6 protein-coding genes are annotated in these 4,802 nt (G+C 55.9%); 1 reads left to right on the top strand and 5 read right to left on the bottom strand.

Features of this window, described 5'->3' with window-relative positions; translation table 11 throughout:
• The 3 genes from P1S46_11605 to P1S46_11595 all read right to left on the bottom strand — a co-directional run.
• The coding region (locus tag P1S46_11605) for a hypothetical protein (protein MDF1537120.1) at positions 1–314 on the bottom strand (314 nt) is incomplete at its 3' end.
• 38 nt (positions 315–352) lie between these two features.
• Entirely contained in the window at positions 353–667 is a 315-nt protein-coding gene (locus P1S46_11600) for a hypothetical protein (GenBank protein ID MDF1537119.1), read from the bottom strand.
• A 70-nt stretch (positions 668–737) separates the two neighbouring features.
• Positions 738–2,144 (bottom strand): tetrathionate reductase family octaheme c-type cytochrome, encoded by a 1,407-nt coding sequence (locus P1S46_11595; protein ID MDF1537118.1) that lies wholly within the window; start codon positions 2,142–2,144, stop codon positions 738–740.
• Between the two features lie 353 nt (positions 2,145–2,497).
• On the opposite strand from P1S46_11595, the gene P1S46_11590 reads away from it, so the two are divergent.
• The gene (locus P1S46_11590) at positions 2,498–2,890 is read left to right on the top strand and encodes a hypothetical protein (GenBank protein ID MDF1537117.1); all 393 of its coding nucleotides are present in this window, start codon (positions 2,498–2,500) and stop codon (positions 2,888–2,890) included.
• Between the two features lie 717 nt (positions 2,891–3,607).
• Here the strand turns inward: P1S46_11590 and P1S46_11585 are convergent.
• Both P1S46_11585 and P1S46_11580 read right to left on the bottom strand, forming a co-directional pair.
• A complete protein-coding gene (locus tag P1S46_11585; protein MDF1537116.1) occupies positions 3,608–4,126 on the bottom strand; it encodes a YSC84-related protein in 519 nt (172 codons plus the stop codon).
• Positions 4,127–4,233: 107 nt separating this feature from the next.
• Positions 4,234–4,698: a hypothetical protein gene (locus tag P1S46_11580; GenBank protein MDF1537115.1), complete on the bottom strand. Its 465-nt coding sequence runs from the start codon at positions 4,696–4,698 to the stop codon at positions 4,234–4,236.
• Between the last annotated feature and the right edge of the window lie 104 nt (positions 4,699–4,802).

The raw sequence follows: 4,802 nt of genomic DNA, 5'->3' as shown, positions 1-4,802 counted from the left end.
GTCCACAGGTCTGAGTTCTCCACATCGTAGCCATCCGTTTGGATCGGGTTCATGGGGTCATAGGGGTTGAACTGGTAGTAATCATGTACCGTCCCCTCCAGCACGTCGATGCGGAACTGGTAGTCACCTCTGATGGTGATGGGAGAACGGGAGGACTTGAGCCTGTTGTTGAGCTTCTCGTTGTCTTTGGACAGGTCGTTCACCTGCTCCTTGAGATTCCCGATCTCCTTTTCGATCTCCTCCTGGGAGAGGGCGAAAGCGGAGAAGGGGATCGCGAGCATAACTACGATGAGCAGTGCGGTTAGCTTTTTCATTGGAATTTCCTCCTTAATCCAGTCTTGATTCAGGTTTCTCAGCAGCCCGGCTTGGTGCCCTTGAGATCATTGGCTTCCTTGACGACGTTCTTCCCGTCCTCGACGACGTACTTGATCTTCACCTCGTCGCCCTCCCAGAGGCGGTCGTCGAGCTTGAAAAGCGCGACGTCGTTCTCGATATAAAAGGTCATCTCTGCACCGTCGATGTCCACGGTGACGGTCCTCTCATCGAGATCGAAGGTTACGATGATTCCCTTGACCTTGATCTTGTCCTCGGCCTGCGCCGCTCCGGAAACGATCGCGAAGCACAGCGTGACCGCCAGCGTCAAAGCCAGAATTTTTGCCGTTTTCATCTTTTCCTCCATGGGTGCTTATCCCTGCTTAAGGGGAGACCGTTCTCCCCTGTCGATAATTTGCTTATGATCATTTTGCCTTGCGGACGCCCACCCGCATGGGATCGCCTTCGTAGCCGAGGGCTTCCCAGTCCATCCTCTTGTCCCTGCCGAAGTGGCAGTCGCCGCAATCGAGGGCCTGCTCCTTGGGAGCGACCTCGTGGTTGATGCTGCCGTAACTCACGGTAGAGACAAAAGTGAACTCACCGCTGTAGGGCAACCCCGAGGATTCTGCGCCTGCCTGCAGGGCGTTTTCCCAGTCGTAGTCGGACCACAGGCCGCCGTAACTCTGAAAGATCAGCAGGTGTTTGAGTTTTGAGTCCATGGGCTGCTTCCCCGTGAACACTTTAAAGGGATAGATCCTGGACCCCTTGTCACTGATGGCGCCCACCGGTTGGGCGATGATCACGGGACCGGAGGTGTCCTTGACCTTGTCACCCTTCAGGTAGCGGCGGGTCTTGCCGTTGTACCAGGCGTACCGTGGCGCGACGTCCCTGGCCCACACGAACGTTCCCTTGTGACGCGCGAAGGTCTCCTTACCGAACTGCTCCGCGGGCTCGATGTCCTGACCCACTGTGGACCAGTCCCAACTCATCTTGGTGGCCTGACCCTTGGAGAAGAAGGGGATGTGGCAGGTCTGGCAAGCCACCGTCCTGGTGTGGATATTGAGCAGGTTCACGCTGTTGGAGTCCCGGTGGGGATCCCGGTGGCAGTCTTCGCAGGCCACCCTGCCGTCGTTGGTGGCCATGAAAGTGGATGCCCCCGCGATGCGGTGGTCCCTGGTGATGTGGCACTCCTGGCAGGTCATGTCGGTGGAACCGCCCATGTGGATGTCGTGCTCGGGTTTCGGCTTGATGAGGCTCGAATCCAGGTCGCCGTGCTTGACGGCATCCCCGCCGCCGGCAAAGAAGTGACATACCCCGCAGTTCTTCCTGTCGGGAGGCCCCACGCTCCTGGCTGCCTCCAGCAGGTCCATCCGGCCATTTTCGAGCATTTTCGGGTCGGGCAGGCCAGCCATGGATTTCTGGTAGTGCCCCTTGCTGGCATGACAGACAAGACAGTCGATCCTGCCGACATCCATCTGCGGGTCGGCCCCGTCCTCCCAGCCGTAACCGGCGTGGCACTTGGTGCAGAATGCGCGGCTGGCCTCGATGTCCACGCAGAAATTGTTGATCAGGTTGGCCTTGCCGTACTCCTTTTTGCTCTTTTCCAAACCATCGATCGTACGGGGCAGGCCCTTCCACTTGTAGTGAGACGTTTCGAGGAAATGTTCGGCCTGCTCCTCGTGGCAGTCGAGACAAGCGGCGGTGACCTCCTCCCCGGTCCTGAAGGGACCTTCGAGATACTCGGTGTGGTCTTCTGAAGCCGTGGCCGGGCTTTGAACAGCCATAACGGCGACCAGGGCAAGGATGATCGTGAGCGGTATACTGATTTTCATGCCAGTCAACCTCCTGCCGCTATTTCATGCGGTTTTTCTGCTGTATTCCTGCCGCTTATGGTTTTGAATAGCCAGAAAGCGGGAAAATTAAAAAAATACAAAACTAGACAACTTAGTATTTTTACAGTTTTTGTATATACGAATTTGATGATAGAGTCAAGTGTGATTTTGTAATTAAGGGGAAGGTCGGAATGGCATTTCTGGATCAAACGATCGTCACGGAATGGCATGAGGTCGCAGGACCCCGGAACTTGCCTTTTTTTGCTTTCAGCGGGTAGTTGATCCTGGCAATTGATAGCGCCAAAGTGCACCTGTGCACCTGATTTTTACTTTCCACATAAGGGAATTACCTTGTGAGCCGCTCACTGGCCATCGCCCTTCTTGTGGGCGCTGCCTTCTGCTGGAGCCTCGGCGGAGCCCTCATCAAGTGGGTCCCCTTGAATGCCATGGCTATCGCGGGAATTCGCAGCGCCCTGGCCGCCGTGGTTGTCTACGCAGCTTTTCCAAGCATGAGGTTCACCTGGTCCAGGTGTCAGCTTTCGGGGGCAGCGGCCTTCGCGGCCACCATGATCAATATTCCTGGGCAACGTACTGACCGCCCTGGTGTGCCTTCCTTTCATGAACCCGGTCTGGACGTTCCTCGCCATCGGAGAGGTGCCGGGCCCCATGGCGGTGATGGGGGGTGTCATTATCCTGGCAGCCATCACTTTCCGGGCGGCGGTGCCCTGGCTGCGGTTGAGGACTGAAAAGACTGAAACGGAGAAAATCGGCTTGTCACGGCGAAGTCCGAAGGACGTAGACGGAAGTGACACGGAGAAGAGCGAAGGACTGGGGGAAGGCACCCATCCCACCGTCATTCCGGACATCACGCCGGGCAAAGGCGTGATGAGCCGGAATCCAGCCCCGCAGTCATTGCGAGCTGATGCTGCGCGAAGCAATCCCCTGTCCTGTAAAAGCAGCAAGAGCTGCTTAACGCAGATAGGATGAAGTAGGCCTGTACCCCCCTGTCAACGGGATGCCAAAAATAGCTCCCAACACTAAACGGGGTCCCGTTGGCCCCAAAGTTACGCACAGACTTTGGTGATCTATCAGCAGTCATTGTAAGGAAAGGGAAAAGCGTGGTTTTCCCTTTCCCCAGGACATTAAGGAGCCAGGAAAAGTCCCGCCTGTCGTGAGCTGGCAACGTGTAGGACGTTACCGACACGTTGCGATGAGTTTTTCGAAATGCCCCTTATTTTGGATGTTTCCTGGAATAATTGGCATTTAGCAGGTGAAATGTGATGGCTATCTACCAGATATGCCATATGTTTCCCCGTTTTTCGCTGAATTACCTTTCGAAAAACTTAAGCCAGGAGTCTGAAACGGATAGTCCGGGCTAGTCGAACGGAGCCTGTCGAGGGGAAGGGCGGCCATCTGCGTTATGGCTTTTGACTCTTTGGAATCTGGAATGTGGAATCTGGAATTTATTTATCCAGCTTTGTAAATTTCGACCCCTCCAGGGTCAAATTGTACATCAGCCCCTTCTGGCCGAAAACGAACGCCACGATGGGGTCCCTTACGTTGGTGGTGTCGATGGAGGCGCCGGCCCCTACCTCGAGGAGGGCCACCGAGCCGTCCACGCCGACCTCCCACCCCTCGCTGTTGCGGAACTTATCCAGGGCCCCGGCAGTAAGGAACACGATGATGATGCTCTTCTTCTGGACACCCAGCTGCAGGCCGATGGAGGCGGCCGCGGTGCTGTAATAGGCAGCTGTTTTGTCCCCGATGCGAAGGGCTCCCTCACCGTACTCTCCCCCGATCCCGAGGCCGGCTTTCACCACCCTGGGAAAGACGAGGTACCCCCTGGAACCGGCCAGGAACTGATCCGCCCCCTTGACCTTCTTGTGGAACTGCTCCAGGGCGACGTTCACGCTGACGTCGATCTCCCTTTTTTCAGCCGCTGAAGCGGCTGAAAAAAGGATGATGAGAAGAATTGCCGTCATAAAGGCTGTCAGAGAAAGATGTGCCAAGGGGCGTTTTCTTATTATCGCGCTCTTCAAATCCAACCTCCTCCATCATTTTTACTATTAAAGAAAGGCGATGGCCTTTTTTAATAGTCGACGTGGCAATCATGGCAAAGGGCTGTCCAGTCGACCCGGTCCAGTCCAACTCTAACTATCCGCACCATAAAATAGTTGTCTCCCTGGACCTGCGCCTGCCGGTGGAAGTGACAGGTGTTGCAGGTGATGAAACCGTCGAAAAGAGGCAGCGTTTCAGGTTCGGTGAAATGTTCCACGTCCCATTTGCCGACGTTGCTCGGGTGATTGTGTCCCTTGAGGGCGTAGATCCGGCAGCAGTCGTAGGGATGGCACATGTGGCAGGTTTCGTCGATCCCATCCATGTGGAGCAGAAGTTCACCGTTTTCAATATCCTCCACAGTCGGGGTGGCGGTATGACAGCTGAGGCACCGGGCAGGCTCCTTGTGGGGATCGAGGATCTCCACCGCCCGGGCAGAGCAGGTCCCCGCGAGCAGGATAAGACCTGAAATCAGGCTGATGACGGCATGTCGATTCATGAGATTCCCCCCTTCCAGGATGTCTGCTGTTGATAGGGTCGCAAAAAGTCCAATCCGGGACTTTTCGCTCCACGGAAAGGGAAAAGCGTGGTTTTCCCTTTCCT

It is taken from the genome of bacterium (assembly GCA_029210545.1).
Taxonomy (GTDB): domain Bacteria; phylum BMS3Abin14; class BMS3Abin14; order BMS3Abin14; family BMS3Abin14; genus JARGFV01.
The sequence above is the reverse complement of the archived record's forward strand: the minus strand, read 5'-3'. Positions and strand labels throughout refer to the sequence as shown.

Bases quoted from the DNA above. Each gene is read 5' to 3' on its own strand.
- P1S46_11600 (MDF1537119.1), bottom strand. From the start codon at position 667: ATGAAAACGGCAAAAATTCTGGCTTTGACGCTGGCGGTCACGCTGTGC.
- P1S46_11595 (MDF1537118.1), bottom strand. From the start codon at position 2,144: ATGAAAATCAGTATACCGCTCACGATCATCCTTGCCCTGGTCGCCGTT.
- P1S46_11585 (MDF1537116.1), bottom strand. From the start codon at position 4,126: ATGACGGCAATTCTTCTCATCATCCTTTTTTCAGCCGCTTCAGCGGCT.
- P1S46_11580 (MDF1537115.1), bottom strand. From the start codon at position 4,698: ATGAATCGACATGCCGTCATCAGCCTGATTTCAGGTCTTATCCTGCTC.